The organism is Alistipes sp. CHKCI003 (genome assembly GCF_900021155.1).
GTDB lineage: Bacteria > Bacteroidota > Bacteroidia > Bacteroidales > Rikenellaceae > Alistipes > Alistipes excrementavium.
The window spans coordinates 1-23,487 of sequence record NZ_FCNT01000058.1 but is presented as its reverse complement, the minus strand read 5'-3'; the positions used below and the strand labels follow the sequence as shown (position 1 = coordinate 23,487).

20 protein-coding genes and 1 pseudogene are annotated in these 23,487 nt (G+C 59.5%); 13 read left to right on the top strand and 8 right to left on the bottom strand.

Annotation, left to right across the window (positions count from 1 at the left end; genetic code table 11):
- The first annotated feature begins 9 nt into the window (after positions 1 to 9).
- From BN3659_RS07585 to BN3659_RS07575, 3 genes are all read left to right on the top strand, one after another.
- Positions 10 to 2,535, top strand: a complete 2,526-nt coding sequence (locus tag BN3659_RS07585; protein WP_091535868.1) for an OstA-like protein — start codon at positions 10 to 12, stop codon at positions 2,533 to 2,535.
- A 364-nt stretch (positions 2,536 to 2,899) separates the two neighbouring features.
- Positions 2,900 to 4,057 (top strand): MFS transporter AraJ, encoded by a 1,158-nt coding sequence (gene araJ / locus BN3659_RS07580; protein ID WP_091535865.1) that lies wholly within the window; start codon positions 2,900 to 2,902, stop codon positions 4,055 to 4,057.
- A 384-nt stretch (positions 4,058 to 4,441) separates the two neighbouring features.
- Positions 4,442 to 5,701, top strand: coding sequence for a mechanosensitive ion channel family protein (locus tag BN3659_RS07575; protein ID WP_091535863.1), 1,260 nt, complete (start codon positions 4,442 to 4,444; stop codon positions 5,699 to 5,701).
- 3 nt (positions 5,702 to 5,704) lie between these two features.
- Here the strand turns inward: BN3659_RS07575 and BN3659_RS07570 are convergent, their stop codons facing one another.
- From BN3659_RS07570 to BN3659_RS12870, 7 genes are all read right to left on the bottom strand, one after another.
- On the bottom strand, positions 5,705 to 7,366 hold the full coding sequence (locus BN3659_RS07570) for a putative transporter (RefSeq protein ID WP_091535861.1): 1,662 nt from the start codon (positions 7,364 to 7,366) through the stop codon (positions 5,705 to 5,707).
- Positions 7,367 to 8,289: 923 nt separating this feature from the next.
- Complete coding sequence (locus BN3659_RS07565; protein WP_091535859.1) at positions 8,290 to 9,618, bottom strand: TolC family protein; 1,329 nt, start codon at positions 9,616 to 9,618, stop codon at positions 8,290 to 8,292.
- Positions 9,619 to 9,630: 12 nt separating this feature from the next.
- On the bottom strand, positions 9,631 to 10,746 hold the full coding sequence (locus BN3659_RS07560; RefSeq protein WP_091535857.1) for an efflux RND transporter periplasmic adaptor subunit: 1,116 nt from the start codon (positions 10,744 to 10,746) through the stop codon (positions 9,631 to 9,633).
- Between the two features lie 46 nt (positions 10,747 to 10,792).
- Positions 10,793 to 12,052, bottom strand: a complete 1,260-nt coding sequence (locus BN3659_RS07555; RefSeq protein ID WP_091535855.1) for an ABC transporter permease — start codon at positions 12,050 to 12,052, stop codon at positions 10,793 to 10,795.
- A gap of 9 nt (positions 12,053 to 12,061) precedes the next feature.
- The gene (locus BN3659_RS07550; protein WP_091535852.1) at positions 12,062 to 13,333 is read right to left on the bottom strand and encodes an ABC transporter permease; all 1,272 of its coding nucleotides are present in this window, start codon (positions 13,331 to 13,333) and stop codon (positions 12,062 to 12,064) included.
- Positions 13,330 to 14,022, bottom strand: coding sequence for an ABC transporter ATP-binding protein (locus BN3659_RS07545; protein WP_171847733.1), 693 nt, complete (start codon positions 14,020 to 14,022; stop codon positions 13,330 to 13,332). The genes BN3659_RS07550 and BN3659_RS07545 overlap by 4 nt, the downstream gene beginning before the upstream one ends.
- Before the next feature lie 1,344 nt (positions 14,023 to 15,366).
- Positions 15,367 to 15,711, bottom strand: coding sequence for a hypothetical protein (locus BN3659_RS12870; RefSeq protein ID WP_141682534.1), 345 nt, complete (start codon positions 15,709 to 15,711; stop codon positions 15,367 to 15,369).
- Between the two features lie 3 nt (positions 15,712 to 15,714).
- Here BN3659_RS12870 and BN3659_RS12865 point away from each other — a divergent pair, with 3 nt between their 5' ends.
- Genes BN3659_RS12865 through BN3659_RS07535 form a run of 3 tightly spaced genes read left to right on the top strand, consistent with a single transcriptional unit; the run spans position 15,715 to position 16,700 of the window.
- A complete protein-coding gene (locus BN3659_RS12865; protein ID WP_141682533.1) occupies positions 15,715 to 15,897 on the top strand; it encodes an ArsR family transcriptional regulator in 183 nt (60 codons plus the stop codon).
- An 8-nt stretch (positions 15,898 to 15,905) separates the two neighbouring features.
- Positions 15,906 to 16,502: a BRO-N domain-containing protein gene (locus BN3659_RS07540; protein WP_216092798.1), complete on the top strand. Its 597-nt coding sequence runs from the start codon at positions 15,906 to 15,908 to the stop codon at positions 16,500 to 16,502.
- 9 nt (positions 16,503 to 16,511) lie between these two features.
- Positions 16,512 to 16,700 carry a hypothetical protein gene (locus BN3659_RS07535; RefSeq protein WP_091535848.1) on the top strand — a complete coding sequence of 63 codons (189 nt, stop codon included), beginning with the start codon at positions 16,512 to 16,514 and terminating at the stop codon, positions 16,698 to 16,700.
- Positions 16,701 to 17,017: 317 nt separating this feature from the next.
- Here BN3659_RS07535 and BN3659_RS12860 read toward each other — a convergent pair whose 3' ends face one another.
- Positions 17,018 to 17,299, bottom strand: a complete 282-nt coding sequence (locus tag BN3659_RS12860; RefSeq protein ID WP_141682532.1) for a hypothetical protein — start codon at positions 17,297 to 17,299, stop codon at positions 17,018 to 17,020.
- Between the two features lie 107 nt (positions 17,300 to 17,406).
- On the opposite strand from BN3659_RS12860, the gene BN3659_RS07530 reads away from it, so the two are divergent.
- From BN3659_RS07530 to BN3659_RS07495, 7 genes and pseudogenes are all read left to right on the top strand, one after another.
- Entirely contained in the window at positions 17,407 to 19,485 is a 2,079-nt protein-coding gene (locus tag BN3659_RS07530; protein WP_091535846.1) for a DDE-type integrase/transposase/recombinase, read from the top strand.
- Between the two features lie 4 nt (positions 19,486 to 19,489).
- Positions 19,490 to 20,368, top strand: coding sequence for an ATP-binding protein (locus BN3659_RS07525; RefSeq protein WP_091535844.1), 879 nt, complete (start codon positions 19,490 to 19,492; stop codon positions 20,366 to 20,368).
- A gap of 31 nt (positions 20,369 to 20,399) precedes the next feature.
- Complete coding sequence (locus BN3659_RS07520) at positions 20,400 to 21,017, top strand: AAA family ATPase (RefSeq protein WP_091535841.1); 618 nt, start codon at positions 20,400 to 20,402, stop codon at positions 21,015 to 21,017.
- A 28-nt stretch (positions 21,018 to 21,045) separates the two neighbouring features.
- A complete protein-coding gene (locus BN3659_RS07515) occupies positions 21,046 to 21,384 on the top strand; it encodes a DUF4406 domain-containing protein (protein WP_091535839.1) in 339 nt (112 codons plus the stop codon).
- Positions 21,381 to 21,968 (top strand): hypothetical protein, encoded by a 588-nt coding sequence (locus BN3659_RS07510; RefSeq protein WP_191442120.1) that lies wholly within the window; start codon positions 21,381 to 21,383, stop codon positions 21,966 to 21,968. The genes BN3659_RS07515 and BN3659_RS07510 overlap by 4 nt, the downstream gene beginning before the upstream one ends.
- Before the next feature lie 732 nt (positions 21,969 to 22,700).
- Positions 22,701 to 23,018 carry a hypothetical protein gene (locus tag BN3659_RS07500; protein WP_091535837.1) on the top strand — a complete coding sequence of 106 codons (318 nt, stop codon included), beginning with the start codon at positions 22,701 to 22,703 and terminating at the stop codon, positions 23,016 to 23,018.
- Positions 23,019 to 23,135: 117 nt separating this feature from the next.
- Positions 23,136 to 23,487 (top strand): annotated as a pseudogene (locus tag BN3659_RS07495) (hypothetical protein); the annotation flags it as partial.

The following is a 23,487-nucleotide window of genomic DNA, read 5'->3' as shown; positions in this document are numbered from 1 at the left end:
ACCGTCGGGATGCGCAAACTGCTTTCGATAGCCATCGTCGTGCTGGCCGTGGGCGGCGTCTTCGCCGCGAGCCCGGGCGCCGCGTTGTTCCGTCCGCAGCCGCCTCAGACCCCGCCCGACGAGGAGCCCGCGGGCGAAAAGAGCGAGCCCGAAAAGAAACTGATCGATCTGAAAGCCGACCTGATGGGGCCCGTCGCCCCGGGCGATTCGGCGATCTTTCTGGTGGGCGACTTCGCCGCACAGCACAACGGAGCGGTCATCACGGCCGACAGCGCCGTGCGTTACTCGGCCGACCGGATCGAGTTTTTCGGCCACGTGCTGATCAACCAGAACACGACCTACATCTACGGCGACCGTGCCGAGTACGACGGTTCGATCAACGAGGCGCGGGTCTACTCCGACATCGTGAAGGTCGTGGACGGCGACGCCACGCTCTACACCTACAACTTCGTTTTCAATACGAAGGACAACGTCGGCACCTTCACGGGCGGCGGCGTGATGTACAACCGCGACAACCTCATGGAGGCCCTCCGCGGATACTACTTTTCGAACACGAAGGAGCTGGTGTGCGCCGACAGCGTGCAGATGCGCAACGACGAGTATCGGATGAAGGGCGACTCGGTGATCTACGATCTCGACACGGACCACGCCTTCTTCTTCGCACGCACGAATATCTGGAACCGCGACGGCGACTACATCTACACCGACCGCGGCAGCTACTCGAAGGCCGACAGCCTCTACTCGCTGACGCTCAACGGATACATCCTCACCGCCAAACAGGAGGTGTGGAGCGATTCGCTCGATTACTGGCGGGGCGAGGAGCACGCCGTGCTCAGGCGCAATATCCAGATCGACGACTCGGAGCGCAAGACCCTCGCGTTCGGCGATTACGGCGAATATTGGAAAGAGCCCGGCAACGCCCTGCTGACGCTCCGCCCGTCGCTCGTCAACTACGACCCCCAGCAGCCCGATTCGCTCTTCGCGCGGGCCGATACGATCTGGCTCTATACGATCTTCCCGCAGCGCGACGCCTCCGCGGCCGCTGCACGGCCCGACTCGCTCGCCGCGGGTGCGGTGCCGCGGGATTCGCTCGCCGCGGCCGGAATGCCGCAGGACGTCCCGGCCTCCGCGGCCCGGGCCGATTCGACGGGGCGCCGCCGCAGCGCGGGGCCGAACGCAGCACCCGGCGGGACCGCTGCGGACAGCATGCGCGCCGCCGCCCTGCGCCGCGATTCGCTTGCTCGGAGTGCGGCCGATACCGCGGCGTTCGCTGCGGGGGCCGCAGACAGTCTGCTGCGCGATTCGTTGTCGCGGGATTCGACGCTGCGCGATACGCTGCCCGAACCGACGCCCGCCGAGCGCAAGGCGAAACTGCGGGAGGCGGCGGCCAAAGCCAAGGCCGAGCGCAAGGCGGAGGCCGCCCGTCTGCGTGCCGCCCGTCTGGATACGATCGCCATGCGCCGGCAGGCGAAGGCGACAGCGAAGCTGCTGGCTCAGAAGGAGCGCGAAGAGGCGCGTCTGGCCGCCCGCAGGGAGAAGGCCCTCGTCCGGCTTCACCGCCGGCAGCAGAAGGCGATTCTGCGCGGCAGGGAGCTGCCGGACTCCTCGATGCTCGTCCGGCTCGACTCGCTCATCGACCGGAATGCCGCCATGAGGGATTCGCTGGCGCTCGTGCTCGCCGATTCGCTCGCCGCCGACTTTCTGGCCGACTCGGCCGGACTGGTCTCGATCGAGGGGACGGCCGACACGCTCGCGGCCGCCGACACGATGTACCGCCTCGTCAAGGCTTACCGCAATGTGAAGATTTTCCGGACGGATTTCCAGTCGGTGTGCGACTCGCTCACGGCCGACAGCCGCGATTCGACGATCCATCTCTACATCGACCCCGTGCTGTGGAACGAGGCGAACCAGATCACCTCGGAGGTGATGGATATTTACACGGAAAACCGGCGGATCGTCCGCGCCGAGTTCGTCGGAGAGCCGATGATGGTGGGCGAGATCGACACGGCCCACTACAATCAGGTGGCGGGCAAGGAGATGGTGGCCTATTTCCGCAACAACAAGATCTACCGCAACGATGTGAACGGCAATGCCCAGACCATTTACTACATGCAGGAGAGCGGTTCGCCCGAGGTGGTGAGTATGCTCGTGGTCGAGAGCGGAAACATCCGCTTCTACATTACGGAGGAGAATAAAATACGGCAGATCACCTATGTCAACGATCCGAACTACGTGATCTATCCGATGGACAAGATTCCGCCCGAACAGGAGTTCTTTCTTCCCGATTTCAAGTGGGAAGCCGCCCGCCGGCCGACACGGGGCGAGGTCTTCGACCGCAGGCTGCGTCCGTCCGAACGGGCGATGCGCGAGCGGCTTCCGCAGCCCCGGTTCCCGATTGCGGCTCAGCTCGGGAAAGACCGGCTGCGTTTCGCCGCGGAGCGCGGATGGATCGACCGCAACGACGTCGTTACGCCCGAGATCGAGGAGTGGATGCGTTCGCTGGGCTATGCGACCGGTCAGCCCCGCGCACGCTGACGGCGCTTCCGGCTGCGTGCGCTGCGGGACCGGAGCGCTGCGCCCGGGGGGAGAGGAGAGACGAGGGGCTGTCTAACACGTTTCAGACACCCCTTTTTTATTCGTACTGCTATTCGGGAACTTTTCCGGATACGCAATTCTCAGAGGGTAAAAGAACCTTGTCGGACAGCCCCTCTTTTCATTCGCAGCGCTGTCGGGGTTCTGTTCCGGACCGTGCGGTTGCTCCGAGCGATGAGAGGAGGAGGGGCAAACTTGCCGGAGAGTCTCTTTTTTTGCCATTTCATCCGTTTTCTTACGCTGCGGAGTGCAACGGGACCGTGAATGCGCTATTTTTGCAGCCGGTTATTCAGGTTGATTCCGTACGATGAAAAAGAGTTTGATCGCTTTGGCATTCGGCACGCTGGCGCTCGGAATGTCCGAATTCGTCATGATGGGCATCCTGCCCGACATCGCCCGCGGAGTGGGGGTCTCGATCCCCGAGGCGGGCCATCTCATATCGGCCTATGCGCTGGGCGTCTGCGCGGGTGCGCCGCTCATGGTGCTCGTCGCCCGCAGGCGGCCGCTGAAACATATTCTGCTGGCGCTGGTGTGCATCATCATCGCGGGAAATCTCTGCGCGGCCGCTTCGCCGAACTATTGGACGCTGATGGCCATGCGTTTCGTCTCCGGTCTGCCGCACGGCGCCTTCTTCGGCGCGGGTTCGATCGTCGCCGAACGGGTCGCGGACGAAGGGCGCCGCACCGAAGCCGTCTCGATCATGATCGTCGGCATGACGGTGGCCAACCTCTTCGGCGTGCCGCTCGGAACCTATATCGCTTCGGCGCTGACGTGGCGCGTAACGTTCTGCATCGTGGCCGTCTGGGGCGCCGTGGCGCTGCTGCTCGTGCGTCTCTGGGTCCCGCGCCTCGACCCGCTGCCCGATACGGGGCTGAAGGGGCAGTTCCGCTTCCTGCGCCGGACGGCACCGTGGCTCATTCTGCTCTCGGTGATGTGCGGCAACGGCGGCATCTTCTGTTGGTACAGCTACGTCAGCCCGCTGATGGTCCGCACCTCCGGGTTTGCGCCCGACCGCCTCACGCTCATCGTCATGCTCGCGGGGTTCGGCATGTTCCTCGGAAACATCCTCGGCGGCCATCTCTCCGACCGCTTCACGCCCGAACGGGTCGTGCGCTTCACGCTCGCCGCGGCCTGCGCCGGGCTCGTCGGCATTTTCTTTTTCGCACAGATCCGCTGTGTGTCGCTGGCGCTGATGACGATCTGCACGGCGGCGCTCTTCTGCGTCTCGTCGCCCCAACAACTGCTGATCCTCGAAAACTCGCGCGGCAGCGAACTGATGGGCGGAGCGCTCGTGCAGGTGGCGTTCAATCTGGGCAACGCGCTGGGCGCCTATTTCGGCGGGCTGCCGATCGACCGCGGGCTCGGCTACGAATACTCCGCGCTTCCGGGCGCCGGCTTCACGTTCGTCGGATTCCTGCTCGTGGCGCTCTATATACGCAGATTTCCCCGGCGGGCCGTGCAATGACGCTGCGGGCGTGAGGGGCTTCGCGGGGTGATCCGCCGGGCGGATGTCCGGCTGTGCCGCGGGACGACGCTCCGGCGTTCCGGCGCCGTCCGGTCCGGAAGGGAGGCTGTCGGCGGGTAGGCGCCCAACGGCGGATCGTCCGGTTCGGAAGGGGCGGTCCGGAGTTTTCGGTCGCGGACGGACGGATCGGAGGACGGTCTCTCGGCGGGCCGCGTCCGGAAATCCGGGCGACGGCGGACGAACGCCCGATCGTCCCGAATTTCGGAAACGAATTGCGGGCGGAAGGCGGTCGTTCCGCGATTTTGCGTATCTTTACGGCCTGCGGGGCAGTCCGGCGCCGGGAAACGGGCGCGGAAATTGTTGGAGCACCCCGTTGTGAAAGCCATGCAAAAAGTCGTAAAACATTGGATCGACGCCCTGCTGAACTACGCCGGCTTCGATCCGTCGCAGGTGGACGGCATCGACCAGTGGGTCGCCTTTCTGTTCGTCGTGCTGATCGCCTTCGCCGTCGACGCTCTGTTGGGGTTCATTCTGCTGCGGGGCGTGAAGCGCATCGTCGCCCGCACGAAGGCCGGTTGGGACGACATGCTCTTCAGCGACAGGGTGCTGCGGAGGATGAGCCATGTCTTTACGCCCATCCTCATTTACATCCTGCTGCCCGTGGCCTTTCCGCGCGAATCCGAGGCGCTGCGCATACTTGTGCGCGTATTGCAGATCGGCATCGTAGTCGTCATCTTCCGTTTTATCAGTGCCGTGATATACAGTGCGTTCGAGATCATGGCCCAGCGGCCCGCATGGCAGGGCAAACCGATCAAGGGGCTCCGGCAGACGGGACAGGGAATCGTCATGCTGATTTGCGCCGTTCTGATCGTGTCGATCCTGATCGGCAAATCCCCCGCGATCCTGCTGACGAGCCTTGGCGCTTCGGCGGCGATCGTCATGCTGATCTTCCGCGACAGCATACTCGGCTTCGTGTCGGGCATCCAGCTCTCGGCCAACGACATGCTCAAGGTCGGCGACTGGATTTCGATGCCCAAATACGGTGCCGATGGCACGGTCGAAGAGGTGTCGCTCACGACGGTCAAAGTGCGCAATTTCGACAATACGATCGTTACCGTGCCGCCCTATCTGCTGGTGAGCGAATCGTTCCAGAACTGGAAGGCGATGCAGCTTTCGGGCGGACGGCGCGTCAAGCGGTCGATCAACATCGACATGACGAGCGTGAAGTTCTGCACGGCCGAGATGCTCGAAAAGTACCGGAAGATCGACCTGCTGAAGGGGTATATCGAGGCCCGCCAGCGAGACATCGAGCAGTACAACGCCGCGCGCGGTCTCCGACCCGACGACGGGCGCGTGGACGGACGACACCAGACCAATCTCGGGGTGTTCCGCGCCTATCTGACGGAGTATCTGCGGCAGGAGGTGCGCATCAACCGCAACATGACGCTGATGGTCCGTCAGTTGCAGCCCACCGAGACGGGTCTCCCGATGGAGTTGTATTTTTTCACGAGTACGGTCGATTGGGTCGCCTACGAGACCGTTCAGTCCGACGTCTTCGATCATGTGCTGGCCGTGATCTCGGTTTTCGATCTGAGGGTCTTTCAAAATCCCTCGGGCAGCGATCTGCAACGGCTCGGGTCCTGATTCTCACAGGAAGAACATCAGCATCACCTGCACGATCACCACGCGCAGGAACATGCAGACGGGGTAGACCGTGGCATAGGCCACCGAGGGGTTGTCGCCGTCGATGGTGTCGTTGGCATAGTTGAGGGCCATCGGATTGGCCATGCTGCCGCAGAGGATGCCGGCCGCGGAGCCGAAGTCGAGGCGGGCCGTGCGCATCGCAAGGAGCGCCACGAGAACCACGGGGACGAACGTGATCGCAAAGCCGAGCGCCAGCCACAGGGCTCCTTCGGGCCGCATGACCGTCTCGAAGAAGTGGGCGCCCGCGTCGAGTCCCAAGCAGGCCAGATACATCGAGAGCCCCAGCGCCCGCAGCATCAGATTGGCGCTCTGCGTGGTGTAGGTGATCATGTGCAGGCGGGGGCCGAAAGTGCCGATCAGGATGCCCACGACGATCGGGCCGCCGGCCAGTCCGAGCTGCACGGGGACCGAGACGCCCGGAAGCTGCATCGGGAGGCTGCCGACCACCAGACCGAGAATCAGCCCGATGAAGACCGACACGAGGTTGGGTTCGTTGAGGCTCTTCACGGCGTTGCCCAGTATCTTCTCGACGTTGCGGATCGTCGCGGCTTCGCCCACGACCGTGAGCCGGTCGCCGAGCTGGAGCGTCAGATCGGGTGTGGCGAGCAGCTGCACGCCCGAGCGGTAGACGCGGCTGATGTTGATGCCGTAGAGGTTGCGCAGACGGAGCGAGCTGAGCTTGCGGCCGTTGAGTTCGGGCCGCGTGATGAGGATGCGCTGCGAGACGAGGTTGCGGTCCACCGCGTTCCAGTCGATGTCGCCGGTGTTCCAGTCCTTCTGCTCCTGCTCGCCGAAGATCAGGTGGAGCGCTTCGACTTCGTCGGGCGAAGTTACGACGAGCAGTTCGTCGCCTTCGCGGAGCGCCGTGTCGGAGGTCGGCAGCGAGACCTGTCCGTCGCGCCACAGACGCGAGATGACGAACCGGTGGTGGCTGTGCTGGGCGATTTCGTGGATCGTCTTGCCGAAGACGGCCGGATTGGTCAGCCGGAAACTGACGATGTAGACGTTTTTCGAATGTTCGGGATCGGGTGCCGGCAGGTCGGAGGGGCGCACGAAGTATTTGCGCAGCAGGGCGATGGCGAGAATGACGCCCACGACGCCCAGCGGGTAGGTCAGGGCGCAGCTCAGGGCCGCGCCGTTGCCGTCCAGTCCCATCTGTTTGAGGGTCTGTTGGGCTGCGCCCAGCGCCGGCGTATTGGTCGTGGCGCCGCAGAGGATGCCCGACATGTCGGAGAGCGGAACGTCGAACGCAAGGCTGCATGCGACGGCCATCGCCGTGCCGAGGAGCACGACGCCCGTCGCCAGCGACACCAGCCGGATGCCGCCCGAACGCAGCGAACTGAAGAAGCCCGGACCCACCTGCAGCCCGAGGGCGTAGACGAACAGCACGAGGCCGAAGCTCTCGATGTAGTTGAGCATCGCCGGATCGAGCGAAAGCCCGAAGTGGCCGGCCACGATGCCCACGAAGAAGATGAACGCCGTGCCCAGCGAGATGCCGCCGATGCGGAGTTTCCCCAATATGAGGCCCGCCGCCGAGATCAGCGACACGACCACCACGGCTTGCAGCGCCGAGTGGCGGATGAATAAACTCTCGAACCATTCCATGTGCGAATTCCTCCTGACCGACCTTGTTCTGGCTGCAAAAGTAGGGTAAATTTTCGGGTTTGCGATGGTTGCGGCGGCTCTTTTTCGGATTTCCGTGGTCCGAACGGGTTATTCGGGCCGTATGCGGTATACGAATGAGCCCTGAGTGTGATGGATAACGCCCTGAGATATGCGGAATTGGAGTTTCGATTTTATATTTGTACCGCATATCGGAGGGAGGTTTAGAACGAACCGGTATGCGGCAAGTTCGCGGCCCGTCGAAGGCCCTCGGGAGCTGACGCCCTCCCGGCGGCTCGGGCAGGAACAACATCTGTCCGGCGATCATGGATTCGGATGGACCGGATGGCGGAAGGGGAGGTGCGAACCTCCCCTTCATGCGTTGTGCGGAGCGGCCCGTAGAAAGCGGGCCGTGCCGCTCCTTCGGGGCCGTGCCGCTCTTCGAAGCCGGCCGCGACCGGTGTCCATACGTCTTCTCCGGGGCGGCATCCCTTGGCTGCTTCATGGCGGCGGCCGCCATGAAGCGTGTGCGGCGAGCCCGGTGCCCCGCCTGCCGGCCGCGGTCGTGTCCGGCGGCGTCCTTCGTGTCGTCCGGGGCTTTTGCGGCTCCTAATCGCGTCCGAGGGGCATGCGTCGGATAGGTTGCCGGTCGCAGCGGTATCGGGCGGTAGGCGTGTCCGGCGGCGTCTTTCGGTCGTCTGCGCCCGGTCGCATCCGCACGGCGGTCTGTGCGCAAGCGGGACGTCCGGATTGTGCCTCGGCGGCCATACGCCGCTCCGCTTGCTTGGCTCCGGTTATCTTTTCCCGCAGTTTCGCCCCGTGATTTCGCCCCGTGATTTCGCTCCGAGGAACGGTCGCGGCGGAGGTCGTCGCCGGCCGCCTCCGCTGCACGGACGAACGGCGGACGGCGGAGTGCGCCGTTCCGGTCAGAGCCGGATGGGAATTCCGCGGTAGAAATCGAGAATCTTCGTGCGGAAGACGAACTCGTATTTGGCCTGAATGAGATCCGATTCGGCTTTCTGCATGCGGGTGCGGGCGTCGTTGTAGTCGAAGACGGTCGAACGTCCGGCATCCGCTTTCTGTTCTTCGTAGGCGAAGGCGAGGCGGGCCGACCGGAGGGCGCTCTCCGATGCGCGGTATTTGCCGTAAGCGGCGTCGGCGTTGTAGTAGGCCTGTTCGATCTCCTTTCGCAGGTTTTGCTGCGCCTCGGTCAGTGCGAGCTGCTGGCTGCGCATCGACAGTGCGGCCGAGCGGATGTTGTTGCGCGTGGCCCGGCGGTTGAAGATCGGGATGCCCACCGAGAGGCCGACGTATTCGCGGCTGTTGTGGCGGAACTGATCCCAGAAACCTTCGCCCGTGTTGTCGTAGACGCCCGTGCTGTACCCCGCGTTCAGCGAAATGGTGGGGTAGAGGGCCGACCGGGCGATCCGGACGGAATTTTCGCTGCTTTGCAGCCGGAGCCGCTCGGCGCGGATTGCCGGACGGTTGGCGTCGGCATAGTCGTAGACGGCTTCCGGATCGCCCAGATCGCGCATCGTCTCCAGCGTGAGGCTGTCCAGACGGGGAGCTTCGACGTCGAAGCCGTCGGCCGAGGGGCGGTTGAGCGCCTGACTGAGGTCGAGCAGCGAGAGGATCAGGTTGTTGCGGGCTTGCGTGAGGCTCAGCTCGTCATTCGCTTTCAGCGCTTCGCTCTCGTAGAGCGCCGATTCGGGTTGCTTGCCGCCGGCGACCAGCTCGCGGCTGCGCTCGGTCTGCCGGGTGCTCAGTGCGAGCTGCCGTTCGGCCACGCCGACCAGTTCCTTGTTGAAGAGCACTTGCAAGTAGAGCACCATCACGTTCACGGCCACATCCTCCTTGGCACGCTCCATGTCCTGCACGGCCGCTTCGAGGTCGAGTTTCGCACCCGCGATCTGGCGGTTGATCCGCATGCCCTGAAAGACGGGGACGCTGGTCGAGGCGCCGATCGAGCCGGAGATGCGGTTCGAGCTGACGTAGACGTTGTTGCTCGACGGCGAGAGGCCGAACGAAGCGTCCGCCCCGAGCGATGCGTTCAGGTCGGGCAGGCGGCTGAAGCGGGCCGTGGAGAGCTGCACGCGGCTCTCTTCGGTCTGCAAGGCCCGCTGCTGTACGCCGATGTTGTTTCGCTGCGCATAGTCGATGCACGCTTCGAGACTCCACGGCCCTTCCTCCTGTGCCCGGAGCATTCCGAGGACCCCGCAAGCGAACGCGATGGTCAGGATAATCTTGGTTTTCATCGTTCTGGGATTTTATTTCGACGCTTTGGGGTCGGCTTTCGCGCCGCGGATCGCGGTCTCGGCGTCGAGTCCTTCGGCGATCTCGATGTTCACGCCGTCGGAGAGTCCGGTTTTCACTTCGCGTTTGTCGAAAGTCTGCGGATCGGCATGTTCGTCGCTCGTGAGCACGTAGACATAGGTTTTGTCGCCATCGAATTCGAGGCAGCTCTCCGGAATGGTGAGCACGCCCTCGCGGTTGAGGATTTCGATGTCGGCGTTGGCGCTGTAACCCGACCGGACGAACACGTCCGACGGAATCCGCACGGCGGCCTTCACCTCGAACATGATGACGCCGTTCTCCTCGGTGGCCTTGGGCGAGACGTATTCCAGTTCGGCGTCGAGCGCGACGTCCTGCATGGCGCCGACGGTCAGCCGCACGGGCATGCCGCTGCGGAGCTTGCCCACGTCGGTTTCGTCCACATTGCCGCGGAAGAGCATCTTCGACATGTCGGCCACCGTGGCGATCGTCGTGCCGTCGTTGAAGGTGTTGGCCTGAATCACGGAGTTGCCGACCTTCACGGGCACGTCGAGGATCATGCCGTCGATGGTCGAACGGATCTGCGTGTTGCTCAGCTCCTTGTATCTGCTGGCAATGCCGTTTTTCGTGATTTCGAGGTTGTCGCGCGCGTTCTGCAGCTCCTCCTCGGCCTTTTCGAGCGCGGTGAGGCTCTGCTCGTACTCCTCCTTCGAGACGACGCCCTTTTCGTAGAGCGTTTCGGTCCGCCGGTGCTCCCGCCGGGTTTGGGCGAGCGAGATCTCGGCCACCGAGACACGGGATTCGGCGCTGTTGAGCGAGCCCATTTCGGGGATGACCTTCACGGTGGCGATCACTTCGCCTTGGCGGATCATTTCGCCCGCCTCCTTGTGCAGCTCGGAAATGATCCCCGAGATCTGGGGTTTGATGAGCACTTCGTCGCGGGGCTCGACCTTGCCTGTGGCGACTACCGACTGTTTGATGGTGTCGATCTTGGGCATGACCACCGTGTAGACCGTCTTGGCCGGACGGGTCTTGCGCCACAGGAACCAGAACGTGCCCGCGAGGATGGCTGCGAGCAGGATGCCCAGAAAGATTTTCAGAAATTTTTTCATATGCGAGCTGTATTTTCGTTGTTTGTTTGCGGTTCGTCGAACGGGTTCATTCTTCGCGGATGGCGTCCACGGCTTTGATCCGCAGGGCGCGGTTCGCGGGTATGATGCCTGCCGCGAGGCTCCCGGCCACGAGGATCGAGAGGGCGAGAATGCCCGTCCAGAACGAGATCTGCCACGAGACGTCGGGGCCCTGCATCGTCTCGACTTGCAGGCGGTAGTAGATCGTGTCGGCGGCCGACAGCACGCCCACGGCGGCCGTGAGGCCTACGATGCCGGCGATGAAGGTCAGCAGGAAGCTCTCCGACAGGATTTGAGAGATGATGACCGAGGGTTTGGCCCCCAGCGCGCGGCGGATGCCGATCTCCTGCGTGCGCTCCTTGACGAGCACCAGCATGATGTTGCTCACGCCCACGATGCCCGCGAAGAGGGTCCCCAGCCCGACGATCCACGTCAGCAGGGCGATGCCGCGGAAGAGCTTCATCACGCTGCCGAACAGTTCGCTCGTCGAGATGACCCATGCGGCGCGCGGGTCGTCGGGCGAGATGAGGTGCCGTGCGAAGACGGTCTGTTTGCAGAGCTGCTCGACCTCCTTGCTCGGCGTGGCGTCGTCGCCCGCCACCGAGATCATGTCGACGGTGTGCCCGCGCCCGAATAGCTGTTGGGCGAGCGTTACGGGCAGAATGATCGTCCGTTCGACGCTGCTGCCGAACTGCACCTCGCCTTTTTTGAGGATGACGCCCACGACCGTGAAGTAGAAGCTGCCGACCTTGATCGTCTGTCCCGCGGGGTCCTCCCCGCCCGGAAAGAGGTCTTTCCAGACCTGTGTCCCGATGACGCACACCTTGCGCTTCTCGCGCATGTCCACCTCGTTGACGTAGCGGCCGAAGATCATCGGCTGGGGTTGTATCCGCTGCATCTGGGGCGAGAAGCCCATCAGTGCGTAGTCGCCCTTGCGGTCGCCGCGCGAGCAGTTCAACGTGTTGCCGAAGACGACCCCCGCGGCGTATTTCACCTTGTCGAGCGCCTGCACGGCCGCCACGTCCTCGTTCTCCATCCGCCACCAGCGGTCCGCGGGCATGCCCTTGTAGGGCAGCGAGGTCTGGTCGGGCAGGAAGAACATCGTGTTGTTGGACATGTCGCCCAGCACGGTGCGGAACATGCGGCCGAGGCCCTGTCCGGCACCCAGCATCACGATGAGCATGAAGATGCCCCAGAAGATGCCCAGCGCCGTCATGATGCTGCGTTTCTTGTTGCGGGCGATCGTCTGCCATATCTCGCTCCAGCGGTCTGTGTCGAAAAAGCTCATCGCGGTTTCCTATTTGTTGTAACGCAGTGCGTCGATGGTTTTGAGGCGCGCGGCACGCCGGGCCGGTATGTATCCGGCGACGAGTCCCGCGATGACGAGTACGATCGTGGCGCTCACGGCCACCGACAGATCGAGCGTGGGGTCGAGGAAGATGGTCGTCTGTCCGTATCCCGAATCGTCGGGCGGCATTTGCCGGATGATGTAGTTCACGACCTCCATCACGGCGACGCCCAGAACCATGCCGATGTAGCCGAACAGGGCCGTTATCAGGACCGATTCGGTGAGAATCAGGCGGACGATCGACGAAGGACGGGCGCCCAGCGCCTTGCGGATGCCGAATTCGGCGGTGCGCTCCGTAACCGTAACGAGCATGATGTTGCTGACGCCCACGATGCCCGCCAGCAGCGTACCCAATCCGATGATCCAGACGAAGAAGTTGATGCCGCCGAAGACCACGGCCATGTTCTTGTACATCTCCATGCTGTTCTCCAGCCAGATGGCGCTTTCGTCCGTGGGATCGAACCGGTGTTCCTGAGCCAGCCGTGCGAGGATGCGTTTTTCGAACTCCTGCATCTCGGCGTCGGTGTCGATGCCTTCGATCGTGAACAGGGCGTTGTTGACTTCCGGATCGTTTTGCTTGTAGATGAGCTGCCCCGTCGTGAGCGGCATGTAGCAGTAGGCCGTGGGGCGGTCGGCATCGCCCTTTTCGACGCCGACGACCGTGAAGACCGACGTGGCGAGCGTGTCGCCGAGCCGGAGTTTTTTCCCGAGCGGATTCCGGCCGTCGAACAGCACGCGCTGCATCGCTTCGTCGATCACGATCACCTTGCGGCGCCGCTCGATGTCCATTTCGTTGATGAAGCGGCCCGATGCGAGCTTGATGCCTTCGATCCGGGCGACTTTCGGCAGGCAGGCCCTCAGCCCCGTTTTCATGAAGCGGTTGCCGTAGGAGGCCGTCTTCTGCGACAGCCACATGTTGGCCGCTATCTCCCGGATCTCGGGAAACTCCCCGGTCAGCATGTCGAGATCGCTGTTCCGCATGCGGATGCGGCGCCCTTTCTCGTAGCCGGCGAAGGGTTTGGAGGTCCGGCCGCCGTAGAGGTCGATGGAGTTGATCGCATAGTCGCCGAAATTGGCCATCACGCCGTTCTTGAGACCGTTGCCCGACCCGAGCAGGATGACGAGCATGAAGATGCCCCACGCGACGGAGAATCCCGTGAGGATGGTGCGGAGTTTGTTGCGGCGCACCGAGGTCCAGATCTCTGTGAGCAGCTCTCTCATCGTGCGGCGAGTGCGGTGGGGGTGATGCTTCCGATCACGCCGTCCTTCAGGCGGATGATTTTGTCCGTCTGGTCGGCGATCGACTGTTCGTGCGTAACGCAGATGATGGTCATGCCCATGTCGGTGTTCACGCTGCGCAGGAGGTTCATCACCTCCTGCGACGTAGCGCTGTCCAGTGCTCCGGTGGGTTCGTCCGCGAGGATGATTTCGGGTTTGTTGATCAGCGCGCGGGCGATCGCCACACGCTGTTTCTGGCCGCCCGACATCTCGTTGGGCATGTGCCCGGCCCACTCCCTGAGCCCCAGCCGGTCGAGGTATTCGAGAGCCAGCGCATTGCGCTTGCGACGCGACACGCCCTGATAGTAGAGCGGAAGCGCCACGTTCTCCACGGCGTTTTTATAGCTTATCAGGTTGAACGACTGGAAGATGTAGCCGATCATCCGGTTGCGGGCGGCTGCGGCCTGCGTCTCGTTGAGCCCCTTGATCAGACGGCCCGCGAGGTAGTAGCTGCCGCTGTCGTAGTCGTCGAGGATGCCGAGGATGTTCAGCAAGGTGGACTTGCCCGAACCCGAGGCGCCCATGATCGAGACCAGCTCGCCCTTTTCGATCTGAAGGTCGATGCCTTTGAGTACGTGAAGCGGCGAGCCGCTGTTGTAGGTTTTGTTGAGTCCCTCGAGTCGTATGATCATGATAATTGACGTTTATGGAACTGATTGTTAGTATTTTGCACTCGTCCTGTCCCGGGCTCTGCGACCGTTGTAAGACAAAGATAAACAATTAAATTGTAAAAACAAATGAAATTTATCGTTTTTCGATAAATTTTTACCCCCCCCCCGATAAACGGTTGTTTGCACTGACAAATATATGAAAAATTATTATACTATGTATGACAAAGTACTGAAAATTTCAAATATATTTCGATACCTATATTTATAAAGCGCAGTTCGGGTCTCGCGGCTGCGTTACGGCCTCTTTCCCGCGGCCGCTTGCGGCGGTCGCAGCGGACGTGGCAGGATGCGGCGGAACCGGGAGCGCATGCTTCGGTTCGGCGGAGCCCGGCAGCGACGGGCGTGTCCGGGTCGTTGCGAGGCGGAGATGGGGTTGGGTCGGGCGGTTGCGGATCGTCCGGATTGTGGGGCGAGAGGTCGGACGGAGTATGGGGTGAAGCCGTCCGGTGCTTGCCGGCTTACGCATCGGGCTTTTCGAGGCTCGGTGCGTCGTGGTTTTCGGCTGAGGCGGGAGGGGCGTGTTTTTCCGTTGCCGCAAGGCTCTACGGGGGTAAAAACGATATGCGTCAAAAGCAGGAAGAGAGAAAAACAGTCAAATAGATTATGTTGCAATAAGTTACAGGAGATTCCCTTAATTTGAGGCTTTCAAACGATTTGCGACTTTATTCGAACATCAATAGGACATCGGACCTTATTTGAACGGGGTGTTCAAACCGAAAATGCGACATCGGCCGAAAGAACCCCTAAAATTGCCTGCAATCCGTCTACAAATACCTATTATCAGAACGACAGAAACCCTGCCGCACGCCAGTAAAACGGCGATTACGGCGGGGTTTGTCGTATCGTCGAGCTTCCTCACGACGAGTGATCGTCCAACCGTTCAAACGAGTGTTCAAGCCGCCCAAAAACAATCTTCGAAAGCCCCGCCGCCCCTCTTGTCGGTGGGATTTGCTTCTGGGGGTAAACTCTCATTAAAACTCTCATTAAAACTCTCATTGCATCAAGCCCGTAAAAACGAAAAAGCTGCATTAAACTCTCATTAAAACTCTCATTTTCGGGTCGGTTCTGATGATATTCGTGCAGGGGTACGGATCAGAATACCCCCTTTTTGGGTCGTTTTCATCGGATTCGGAGGGGGTTATGACCACGACACGGCATTCTATACATATATATAATACGCGCATGTACAATGGGTTACCCCTACTTCGGAGTGTCGGATGCCCCGAAAAGTGTGTGTGCGGCATTCGGAAGCGGTCGTTCATGCGCTTTTAATATGTCGGATGACTGCCGAAACAGATAATATGATTATCGTTGGGGATTATCAGCTGGTGAGCTTGGCTTTTCGCTGTCCATGGATGGGGAGATCGTTTTCGAACTGTGTAAAATCCCCCCCCCTCCACTTGCGCGTAAGTCATTAGTTATCATATCAATACGCGCTTGCAATTTGCCGTTTTCACGAGATAGGGATTCTATTTTTGATACCAATTCTCTGATATATAGTGTCAATTCCGATGTGGTTGTATCTACTTTCTTCGAATCGGGTATTGTCGGTGTATATTGAAATTGGTCTAAAGGCTTATTATTGACTGGTGATGTTTTAAGCATATCACCCTTGCCAGAAAGCAGCCAAATTGTTTTGTAAAAATTCAAAATGTGTATATAAAAGTCTTTGTAATGCACGGGGAGATCAACAAGCTGGCGCAGTTGCTTGGGGTTGCACGTAAAACCGTCAGCGAAGCCCTGAACGGTCAAACGAACACCCCTTTGGCCCGAAAAATCCGCAAGCTGGCACTCGATCGCGGGGGAGTAGTCAAGAACAACACCTATAACAAATAATTGTAATCGTGAAACAATTTGGTATTATTCAGCACCCGGATTTCGGTGAAATCCGGCAGGTAACGAGCAAGGGTGAACTCTGGTTCGTCGCCAAAGACATCTGCGACATTCTCGGACTGACGAACAGTCGACAAGCAACGTCGGCTCTCGATGACGACGAGAAGGGTGTAATTTCAAATGACACCCCCGGCGGAAGGCAGGCTATGACTGTCGTCAACGAGTCGGGGATGTACGCTTTGATCCTTCAGAGCCGCAAGCCGGAGGCCAAAGCCTTCCGTAAGTGGGTAACATCCGAGGTTCTGCCGTCGATCCGCAAGTACGGGTTCTACATCTCCCCGGCACAACAGAAATCGAACCGCGAGCGCCGGGCGATCGAGCGGGCCTATCATGAAGAGTTGCAGAAGTACATCACTTCGGAAGACGTATACAAGGTAGCCAAGAAGATGCGCAAGGACGAGTGGCATGTAAGCCGTGTATTGCGTGGCGTTGTTCGGGACAACGACGTGATGCGTGTCCTTCAGGATCGTGCACTGTCCAACAAGAGCAGCTGGGAGGATGCGTACACGCCGGAGCGGATGGATGAAGTGTTGACCCTTCTGAAATAGGCCGGTGTCATGAATGATCTCCAGCAGATTCGGGAAGACCGTCTGGGTGCCTTCATCTTCGGGTTGCTTGCCCTCGGCGGCATTTACGGCGTCTGCCTCGGAGCGTGGTTCCATCTGTTCACGGTGTGTGTTTGCGTTCTGGTAAGCTGGGCGCTGTGGTCGGAGGCCGATGACTTGTCAGGTCGCGGACACCTGTAAACGGTCCGCAAGTGCTTTTTTTGTTTAGGTTACGGTTCCCGTCCGTCCTCCGCGAGGCTCACGGCCGGGGTTGCAGCCGGCGCCGAGGCCCTATGTCGCAGGCATGGGCGAGCGGCAGGCGCCGGCGGCTTTTTTAACGAACGTTTTTTCATCCTATAATATGACAACCAAGAGATTCAGAACCATCGAGCAAAGCCGTGCGTCGTTCGCACGTCAGGAGCGCATTCAACGTCTCGTGCGCGCACTTTTTCACGAACTGCACTCGGCCCGACAACACAATCTGACCATGTCCGACGAACATGACGCGGACGGTACGATCACATTCGAATATCGAGACGAATCACTTCTTCGGCAGCATCGGCAATATGCTGCGCGGCTTGCCGCACTTCACTCCGCCGCGGATCGTCGGGATCGATCCTTATGTGAAACTCCACGCCGTATTCGGATGGTTCCGACTTGGGAACTGAAAATTTACGACAGGAGGCAGGATAAAACGGTTCGCTTATGTATTTCACTTTCAGACGGCGCAATACAGCCGACAGACGATCGCGCACGCCGTACATCGTCCACTCGCTTTGACAGATAAAACATAGGTACATAAAATCGCTGATATTTATTGTTTGCCGACACGAATATAGCGATTTCCCTGCAAATGCGCAGGCATTGTCCGGAGCGATACCGGTGCAGGGAGCATAGGAATGAAATTATGGAACGCTACAACGAAAAGATAGGAGTAACGAAGGAAGACCTGACTCGTAACGACGACGGTCCGGCGGTAATGAGCGTATCGAATTATGATAAACTGGTAAATCGTCGTCGTGTATATATGCTTCGTGATGGCAAAGGTCTGGGGCGTTATGCGCTGGTCGAATATTCGTCTCTTCCCGAGCGTTTCCGTTTGCGCTTCGAAGCCAAATACGGCGATCCGGAGGAACTTTTGCGCGACGACCGTCCGGCCTTGGTGATCAATGCCGAAGCCCGGCGTTATTTTTCCGGTATCGACAAGGACGCCTATCGTCTTCCGAACGGCGATTGTCTCCCGGAGGAGAAGATCGACGAATACACGCAGAATGCCTCCGTATTGGATGCTTTGCTCGAAGAGGTGCGCCGGCAGCGTCTCGGGCGCAACCGTCTGAAAAACAAGACGCGCATCATCTGGGAGAATATCTATGCCTCGTCCGAGCGGATGCGCGAAGAATTCGGGCATACGCTTCCTGCGAATATCGCACGTCTGAAGGATAAGCTGCGGGCCTATGAACGCGAAGGTTACGAAGTGCTTGTTTCGAAAAAATTCTGCAACCGGAACACTGCGAAAATCACCGAGCGCGGCGGACGTCTGCTGATCGCCTTGCGCCGCTCGCGTGTGCCGGTTTATACGTTCGAGCAGATCTTCGAGGAATATAACCGTCGTGTGGCCGAATCCGGCAATCCCAAATGGAAGCCGTTGCAGTCCGTGAATGCCGTGAAGGCCTATCTGGAGCGTCCGGAGGTAATGCCCAAGTGGTATGCCGCCGTGTACGGCGAGCTTGCCGCCCGCCAGAAGTTCGACCGCAAGCAGCAGACCGTGCTGCCCGCAGTGCGCGACGCCCTGTGGTACGGCGACGGCACGAAGCTCAACCTGTATTACAAGGGCAGAGATAAGGACGGTCGTCCGGTGCTGCGTACGACGGCGGTCTATGAGGTGATCGACGCATACAGCGAGATGCTGCTGGGCTATTGCATTTGTCCTGTGGAGAATGCCGATGCGCAGCGTAAAGCCTTCCGGATGGCTGTCGAGACTTCGGGACACAAGCCCTACGAAATCGTAACGGACAACCAAGGCGGGCAGAAGACCTCTTCGGCTCAGGCATTCATGCGTCGCATCTGCCGCGTGAGCCGCCGCACGGCGCCCCATCAGCCTCAGGCAAAGACGATCGAGGCGCTTTTCGGGCGTCTGCAATCGCAAGTGCTGCATTCGAACTGGCGGTTCACGGGGCAGAACATAACGGCCAAGAGCGACGATTCGCGGCCGAATCTGGAGTTTATCGAAGCCAATAAGGATTCGCTTTACACTTTCGAGGAACTTTGCGAGGCTTACGCGGAATATCGTCAGGTGTGGAACGACATGCGGCATCCCGAAACGGGTATCAGCCGGCGGGAGATGTACGAACAGTCGGTGAATGCCGAAGCTCCGGCATTTACGCAGGCCGATCTGATCGATCTGTTTTGTACGGAGACGGAGCAGCCGAGCGAATTCACGTCGTACGGCATAGCGATTCAAGTCGACGGGAAGCGTTACCGTTACGAAGTGCTCGACGAGTTAGGCATGCCCGATCTCGGCTTCCGTGCCAAGCATACGGGGCGTCGCTTTTATGTGAAATACGATCCCGAGGATATGACGCGGGTGTGGCTTTGTACGAAGTCGGCGCTGGGGCTGAGGATCGTTTCCGAAGCGCAGGCATATGTCAAAGTACATCGTGCCATGCAGGAGCAGACATCCGAGGAACAGGCTTTCCTGCGCGCGACGATCGAAGCCAACAAACAGGCACGGGTGCGCCGGCAGGCAGAGGGTTATGCGCTGGAAGTCGAGCACGGCGTGGCACCCGAGCAGCACGGACTGCGTACGCCGCGTTTGCAGGGGCTCTCACGACGAGATACGGAACGCATATACGACCTGTATGCACGACAGACGGTACCGCATCCGGAAGCCGAGGCTGCGGAGGAGCTTCCGCTCTCGGTCGGGCAGATCGAAAAACAGATCAGCAACATGACCTTCGATGCACGGACAATTTATAATAAATTATAGCAAAATGAGACTTACGAACGAACAGAAAGACGAAATACGCGGACTGCTTCAGGCCTATGTTTCGCGTTATCCGAGCCAGAACCGTGCGGCGGTGTCTTTGAAGGGCATCTCCGCAGGTACTCTGTCGACGATTCTCAACGGTAAGTACGATCTTATCAGCGACGAGATGTTTCTCAAGCTCCGCGCACAGATCGCCGGACGACAGGATGACGGCTGGCAGCTCTGTCCGACGAGCGTCTACGAGGAGCTGACGACGCTGCTTGCGGACGCGCAGGAATTCGGCAATGTCGCGTGGGTCGTGTCAGCCGCCGGATCGGGGAAGACGACAGCGGCGCACACGTACGCATCCGGTCATGACAATGCGTTTCTGATCTGCTGTTCGGAAGACATGCGCCGCAACGATTTTATCCGCGAGATGGCCCGTGCGACCGGCGTGAACGTCTCGGATCTGAGCATCCGCGAATCGCTCGAAAGGATCGTCCGGCATCTGCTTACGCTGGAGCGTCCGTTGCTCGTCTTCGACGAAGGCGATAAACTGCCCGATACGGTGTTTTACTACTTTATTACGATCTACAACCGGCTGGAGGGACATTGCGGAATCATTTTCCTTTCGACGCATTATATCAAACGACGCATGGAGATCGGGTTGGCATACAATAAAAAGGGATATGACGAGATACACTCGCGCATCTGCCGCAAGTTCGTCGAACTCACTCCGACGTCGGAATATGAAGTTGCGGCCGTAGCACGCACGAACGGTCTTACGGACGAGCGTACGATTCGGGCCGTGGTGAAGGATGCGGCCGCATGCGGGTACGATCTGCGCAGGGTCCGCCGCGAGGTGCACAAACAAAAACGGCTTGCGGCTTTGAACGGCCGATAAACGACCTTCGAACATCTATCGGGCATATGATATGAAAAGATCACTCTCAGCCAAGCAGGCCCTGACGATCAGTCAGCCGACGATCCCTCTCAAAGGCCCGTGGGGCGACTGTGTCGGCGAAATCGACCGCACGGGCGTCGTGTTCTTCTGGGGACAATCCGGAAACGGGAAGACCTCGGCCGTGCTGTCCTTCTGCAAGGCACTTACGCAATTCGGGCGCGTGCTCTACGTCTCGCTCGAAGAAGGGCTCTCGCTATCATTCCGCAATGCGCTGCGCCGCCATGCCATGCAGGACTGCGGACGCAAGTTCATGGTCGTAGCCGAGGAGACGATGGACGAGCTCGACGAGCGGCTCGCAAAGCGCAAATCGCCGGATTTCATCGTCATAGATTCCTTTCAATATACGCAGATGTCCTATCGTCAGTACATCGCTTTCAAGAATCGGCATACCGACAAACTGCTGATCTTCGTATCGCAGGCCGACGGACGCCAGCCGGCAGGACGGGCGGCGAAGTCGGTGATGTACGATGCGGGGTTGAAAATATGGGTCGAAGGTTATAAGGCCGTCAGCAACGGACGCTTCATCGGTCCTGTGGGCGAATATGTCATTTGGCGCGAACGGGCCGAAGAGTACTGGGGCAAAAAGTAGCGAAATAAAACAACTTACAATCCATACCATGAAAGTATATATCAGCGGTAGAATATCGGGTCGTCCCTTGGAGGAAGCCCGACGGGAGTTTCGGGCCGCCGAAGTGAAGATCCGCCGCTTCGGGTTGCGTCCCGTCAGTCCCATGCAGAACGGACTTGCACCCGCGGCCGACTGGGCCGAGCACATGGGACGCGACATTACCCTGCTGTTGCGGTGCGAAGCGATCTATATGTTGCCGCAATGGCAGAAGAGCGAAGGCGCCACTCTCGAATATCTGATTGCCCGCCAGCGGCGCATGCGCATCTTTCTGGCGGAGACTTTCGAAGCGCATGCGCGATTCGACAACACGCAAAAACGCAGAGTATGAAACGAAAGCCTGTCTCCTACGCCCGATTCTACGCATTGCTCGCACGTCTCGCAGGCGATCGGGACATAGCCAAAGAGACGCTCGTCGAGCGCTTCACCGAAGGGCGGACATCGTCGCTGCGCGAAATGCACGCCGAGGAGTATGACGCCATGTGTCGTACGCTCGAAGCAGAAATCGAACATCCCGGACTGACTTTCACGGAGTATGAATCAGAACTGCGGCGGCTGCGATCGGCAGTCTTGCGGCGTATGCAGCGGCTGGGGGTCGATACGACCGATTGGACAGCTGTCGATCTTTTCTGCCGCGACAAGCGCATTGCGGGAAAACGGTTCGCAGCCATCTCCGGTCGAGAATTGCGGGAATTGCTGCCCAAGCTGGAAGCCATAGCCCGCAAGTACAAGGACGGAACGAAAGCTCACAAGACTATCGGTATGCAAAAAAACAATTTCCGAAGATTGACGTCATACCGTATTTTATTCGGAAAGATCAGATACCGAGTTGAGAAACAGTATAATATCGAAACAAAATTTGTAGCAGATGAAAAGATACACACAAGCAGAGTTCGATGCGTTCGAACGCGATGAAAAAGGCATCAAATATTGCCCCACGGGCGACTATTCGCAGATCAAGAGTTTCGGAGAGCGGTGCAGTTTCGGGGTGCTGTGCAATTTCGGGGAATGTTGCAGTTTCGGGGACCGGTGCTGTTTCGGGGAATGTTGCAGTTTCGAGGAGTGGTGCAGCTTTGAGGAATGTTGCGACTTTGGGGAGTGTTGCAGCTTCGGGGAGTGTTGCAGTTTTGGGAAGTGGTGCAGCTTCGGGGAACGGTGCAGTTTCGGTGAGCGGTGCAATTTTGGGGGGGCGGTGCAGTTTTGGAGAACAGTGCAGTTTTGGAGAACAGTGCAGTTTTGGGGATCGGTGCAATTTTGGAGAACAGTGCAGCTTCGGGGAACAAGGCAGCTTTGGGGAGTATTGCAATTTCGGTGAGCGGTGCAATTTTGAGGGAATCGGCCCTGCCAAATCGGGTTATCCTTTCGCCGCGTGGATAGGTTCCGGATCACGCAAGGGCAGCAAAACCTACTTCTTCAATCTCGAACCGGGTATTTACGTCCGCTGCGGGTGCTTTTTGGGTACCCTGTCCGAGTTTCGGGAGAAAGTTCGGGAAACACACGGCACGGACGGTCCGGCCGGGGAGTATCTGGCCATTGCGGACCTCGTGGAACGGAAATTCGCGGAATGACACACGCATCGTTATTCAGCGGTATTGTTCCGCAGGTTGCGCTGCGGATATTCGAAACGATCGATAAATACGAAAAGAAATGACGAATCAAGTAACAAGCATCGAGCAGTCGAAGCGGCTGCTGGAGCTGGGCGCACCGGCAGAGATGGCCAGCATGGTGTGGGACATCACGTCCCCTGCGCCGCATCCGGTACTGAAAATATGGGATACGGAGACAAAGCACCGGCAGGCGGTGCACGCGGGCCATATCCCGGCTTTTACGGCCAATGATCTGCTGGGAGCGTTACCCGGTTGTTGCCGGATGCCCGACGGAACATGGATCAATATGGAGATAGAGATGTATGGGGGGGGGTATCTGGCGCCTCTCGTACTTCCGGATAGCCTCTGGAAGCGATGAGATACTATGTGGCGGCGCAGGGCGGGAATACCTCTTTAAGCAGGAATCGACACAGGTCATGGACCTGCTGTACGGGGCGGCCGAGTGGCTTTTATCCAACGGGTGTAAATTGAGACTATGAAAAAGATCATGTTCAACGACCGCTACGGGCTGACGCAGGCGGTCATCGAGGGGCGAAAGACCATGACGCGGCGGATAGTTCGCAATCAAGAAGAATACTACGAACTACGGTGGTTTCAGCCCTATGTCACACGTGAAAAAGCGCTGTACGGTTATGATGATTTGAGAGGTGGGATATGGGAAGTAATATGGCCGGCATACGTCATGCATGAAGTGGTGGCCGTGGCACAGAGCTATAAAGACCTCGGTTATTCCGACTTTGCTTTGGACAGAGACCCTAAAGACGTACAGCATGTTCGAGGCACGCTGAAACAGTCGGCGGGGTGGAACAATAAGCTGTTCGTTCGGG

Bases quoted from the DNA above. Each gene is read 5' to 3' on its own strand.
- BN3659_RS07525 (WP_091535844.1), top strand. From the start codon at position 19,490: ATGAGACTTACGAACGAACAGAAAGACGAAATACGCGGACTGCTTCAG.
- BN3659_RS07585 (WP_091535868.1), top strand. From the start codon at position 10: ATGCGCAAACTGCTTTCGATAGCCATCGTCGTGCTGGCCGTGGGCGGC.
- BN3659_RS07520 (WP_091535841.1), top strand. From the start codon at position 20,400: ATGAAAAGATCACTCTCAGCCAAGCAGGCCCTGACGATCAGTCAGCCG.
- BN3659_RS07570 (WP_091535861.1), bottom strand. From the start codon at position 7,366: ATGGAATGGTTCGAGAGTTTATTCATCCGCCACTCGGCGCTGCAAGCC.
- BN3659_RS07530 (WP_091535846.1), top strand. From the start codon at position 17,407: ATGGAACGCTACAACGAAAAGATAGGAGTAACGAAGGAAGACCTGACT.
- BN3659_RS07515 (WP_091535839.1), top strand. From the start codon at position 21,046: ATGAAAGTATATATCAGCGGTAGAATATCGGGTCGTCCCTTGGAGGAA.
- araJ (WP_091535865.1), top strand. From the start codon at position 2,900: ATGAAAAAGAGTTTGATCGCTTTGGCATTCGGCACGCTGGCGCTCGGA.
- BN3659_RS07555 (WP_091535855.1), bottom strand. From the start codon at position 12,052: ATGAGCTTTTTCGACACAGACCGCTGGAGCGAGATATGGCAGACGATC.
- BN3659_RS07550 (WP_091535852.1), bottom strand. From the start codon at position 13,333: ATGAGAGAGCTGCTCACAGAGATCTGGACCTCGGTGCGCCGCAACAAA.
- BN3659_RS07510 (WP_191442120.1), top strand. From the start codon at position 21,381: ATGAAACGAAAGCCTGTCTCCTACGCCCGATTCTACGCATTGCTCGCA.
- BN3659_RS07500 (WP_091535837.1), top strand. From the start codon at position 22,701: ATGACGAATCAAGTAACAAGCATCGAGCAGTCGAAGCGGCTGCTGGAG.
- BN3659_RS07545 (WP_171847733.1), bottom strand. From the start codon at position 14,022: ATGATCATACGACTCGAGGGACTCAACAAAACCTACAACAGCGGCTCG.
- BN3659_RS07565 (WP_091535859.1), bottom strand. From the start codon at position 9,618: ATGAAAACCAAGATTATCCTGACCATCGCGTTCGCTTGCGGGGTCCTC.
- BN3659_RS07575 (WP_091535863.1), top strand. From the start codon at position 4,442: ATGCAAAAAGTCGTAAAACATTGGATCGACGCCCTGCTGAACTACGCC.
- BN3659_RS12860 (WP_141682532.1), bottom strand. From the start codon at position 17,299: ATGTACCTATGTTTTATCTGTCAAAGCGAGTGGACGATGTACGGCGTG.
- BN3659_RS07560 (WP_091535857.1), bottom strand. From the start codon at position 10,746: ATGAAAAAATTTCTGAAAATCTTTCTGGGCATCCTGCTCGCAGCCATC.
- BN3659_RS07535 (WP_091535848.1), top strand. From the start codon at position 16,512: ATGAATGATCTCCAGCAGATTCGGGAAGACCGTCTGGGTGCCTTCATC.